This is a genomic window from Streptomyces sp. NPDC054847, from assembly GCF_053610925.1.
The window spans coordinates 1-3,206 of the sequence record NZ_JBSGZJ010000623.1; the positions used below are offsets into that span (position 1 = coordinate 1).

The following is a 3,206-nucleotide window of genomic DNA, read 5'->3' on the forward strand; positions in this document are numbered from 1 at the left end:
CTTCTTGCCCGTGATGCCGAGGTGCACCAACAGGGCGAGGTTCGGCTTGAGTTCGGCCTGCTTGACACCCCAGGTCGTGAAGCCCTTCTGGTGCGAGGCGACCGCGGCGAGCATCGCCACCAGCGATCCGGCCATCGCTCCGGGGCTGACGTCCTTGTCGACCTTGCCCTTGCCCTGGAGCTCCTTGACGGCGTCCGAAAGGGAGTTGGTGACCGAGGTGAGGATCTTCATACGGATCTTGTAGAACCGCTTGTCGCCCTCGGCGGCGCCGAGATCGACCACGCGGAGAATGGCATCGTTGCGGCGCCAGAAGTCGAGGAATCCCTCGACCAGTTCCTCCGCCGCCTGCCAGCCCGCCTTGCCGACCCAGGAGCGGCCGGAGACGAGCTCGGTCAACTCGGCGCCCTCCTTGGCCATTTCCTCGGCGATTTCGAGAACGGCGCCTTCGACGTCGGGGAAGTACTGGTAGAACGTCGCCGGTGAAGTGCCCGCTTTACGGGCCACGTCGATGACTTTGACGTCCCGGTACGGCGACGAGCTGAGCATCTCGCTGAGGCAGTCGAGCAGTTTCTGCCGCGTCGCCTGCCCGCGTCGGCCGGCTACCCGGCCGTCGACGGTGCGCACTTGTCCTGTCATGCCGTCAGCTTACCGAGGGGTGATCGGCGCGCGATTCGGCCGACTGCAAATGGGGTGCCGACCACGGACAGCAATAGTGTTATCAACAGCCTGTGGACAACTTCGGTGGACAACTCGACGGAAACGGTCCCGCCGGAGGCGCCCGGCGCACCCCTTTCGACCGTTCACCCCTTTCAGGGCCGCCCATATCGACCAAGCGTTCGAATTGATTCCGCGCGCCCCGCGTGATGCGCCGTTAGCTTGATGGTGACGGGCACCACACCCAGGGAAGGAATCAGGTCCATGGCCGCATTCGCAGAGGGCACGCCGTGCTGGGTGGACGCATCGCTCCCCGACGTGGAAGCGGGCAAGCGCTTCTACGGCGAGCTCTTCGGCTGGACCTTCACCGAACGGGGCGGTGGCCACGTCCCCGGCGGCGTCCGCGGCCGTTACGCCGACGCGTTCAGCGACGGACGGCTGGTCGGGGCGCTGACTCCCAAGCGGGACGGCCGCATGCCCACCGTCTGGGGCGTCTACTTCGCCACCCCCGACGCCGCGGCCCTCGGCCGGCGCATCGCCGACCACGGCGGCCGGCTGATCAACGACCCGCTGCCCGTCGACTCCGCGGGGATCTCCGCGGTGGCGGCGGACCCCGGCGGCGCGGTGTTCGGCCTGTGGCAGGCGGGCACCCGGCAGGGCTTCGAGAAGCAGGGCGAACCGAACTCGTTCTGCTGGACCGAGGTGTACACCCGGGACCACGAGCGCGCGGACGACTTCTACGAGTCCGTTTTCCACTTCCAGGGCACGGACCTGACCGGAACCATGGCCGGCTTCCGCATGTGGTCACCGGCCGGCACGGAACCGGGCGAGAACACCGCCGTCGGCGGACGCAGCGCGATCACGGACGAGTTCCCGCCGGAGATGCCCGACCACTTCCTCGTCTACTTCTGCGTCACCGACTGCGACACGACGGCCGAGTCCGTCGTCCGCCTCGGCGGCCGGGTCCGCACCGTCCCCTCCGACACCCCGTACGGGCGGATCGCCGTCTTCGGCGACAACCAGGGCGCCACCTTCGCGGTGCTGGCGGAGCCGGACCGGTCGGCCGCGCCCGGCGGGACGCAGGAGGCCGAGAACGGCGGGACGCGGCCAAAGTCCGGTACGGGCGGGACAGGTAGGCCGGACCGCGACGTGTCCGAGGAGGACGGAGAGGCCGCCAAGAGCGCCTGAGGCGACCGGCGGGCGACGCCCACGAGTGCCCCTCCGCGTACCCGCACCGGCCGGCGTCCGCCAGGTGCCGGCCGGTGACCGCTCACAGCGGTGCCCGAAACGCGGTGAGACACCCCGATCCGCCCCCGGGTTCGCAACCGTGGCTCCGTACAGGAAGAATCAGGGTGCTCACCGCTGAGGGGCTCGATAGTGAGACCCTGCACGGGGCTGTAAGTGACGGGCTCCATTTCGTGGGAGCCCGTACGGGGAGGTGGCACGCAGGTATGGAGCAGCTGACGCAGCACGACCCGAGACGGATCGGTCCGTTCGAGGTGCTGGGCCGGCTCGGTGCCGGTGGCATGGGACTGGTCTATCTCGCCAGGTCGGCGTCCGGCCGCCGGGTCGCGATCAAGACCGTGCGGACCGAGCTCGCGGAGGACCAGCTGTTCCGCGTCCGCTTCACGCGCGAGGTGGAGGCGGCCCGCGCGGTCAGCGGCTTCTACACCGCCGCAGTGGTCGACGCCGACCCGCGCGCCGCGGTGCCGTGGCTCGCCACCGCGTACGTCCCCGCCCCCTCCCTCGAGGAGATCATCAACGAATGCGGGCCGCTGCCCGCCCAGGCCGTCCGCTGGCTCGCGGCGGGCATCGCGGAGGCGCTGCAGTCCATCCACGGCGCGGGACTCGTGCACCGTGACCTCAAGCCGTCCAACGTGCTGGTGGTGGAGGACGGGCCGCGCGTCATCGACTTCGGTATCGCGTCAGGCGTCTCGAACACCCGGCTGACGATGACCAACGTCGCCGTCGGCACGCCCGCGTACATGTCGCCCGAGCAGGCCCGAGACTCCCGCAGCGTGACCGGCGCCAGCGATGTCTTCTCCCTCGGCTCCACCCTGGTCTTCGCAGCCACCGGGCACGCCCCCTTCCACGGCGCGAACCCCGTGGAGACCGTCTTCATGCTGCTGCGCGAAGGCCCGGACCTCGAAGGGCTCCCCGACGAGCTGCGGCCCCTGATCGACTCGTGCATGCAGATGGAGGCCGGGCTGCGGCCCACGCCCGAGGACCTTCAGGCGCAACTCGCGCCCCACCTCTTCTCCTCCGCCGGCGACGACAGCGGCACCGCCTCCGCGTGGCTGCCGACCTCGGCCACCGCCATGATCGAGACCCGTCGCGGAGGCGGCCGCCCGTCGGCCGCGTCCCAGCGGCCCGCGCCCCCGCGCCCCACCCCGCCGCCCGTCCCGCCGGCGCCTCCCCAGCCGCAGGCCGCGCCCCCGCAGTCCGTGGGCGGCCCGGTACGGCTGCCCGGCTCCAACGTTCCCATCGGGCCCGGCCCCCGGGTCGCCGACACCGGCCGCGCCGTGATCGCGGAGGCCGGACCGGCCACCGGC

General features: G+C 71.1%; 3 protein-coding genes. 2 read left to right on the forward strand and 1 reads right to left on the reverse strand.

Annotated elements, in window-relative coordinates; genetic code table 11:
• The coding region (locus ACWGH4_RS33340) for a TetR family transcriptional regulator (RefSeq protein ID WP_453467438.1) at positions 1-636 on the reverse strand (636 nt) is incomplete at its 3' end.
• Positions 637-918: 282 nt separating this feature from the next.
• Here ACWGH4_RS33340 and ACWGH4_RS33345 point away from each other — a divergent pair.
• Complete coding sequence (locus ACWGH4_RS33345) at positions 919-1,842, forward strand: VOC family protein (protein WP_453467440.1); 924 nt, start codon at positions 919-921, stop codon at positions 1,840-1,842.
• A gap of 263 nt (positions 1,843-2,105) precedes the next feature.
• On the forward strand, positions 2,106-3,206 hold a 1,101-nt coding region (locus ACWGH4_RS33350), incomplete at its 3' end, for a serine/threonine-protein kinase (RefSeq protein WP_453467442.1).

Excerpts from the sequence above, each read along its gene's own strand:
- ACWGH4_RS33345 (WP_453467440.1), top strand. The coding sequence starts at position 919 with ATGGCCGCATTCGCAGAGGGCACGCCGTGCTGGGTGGACGCATCGCTC.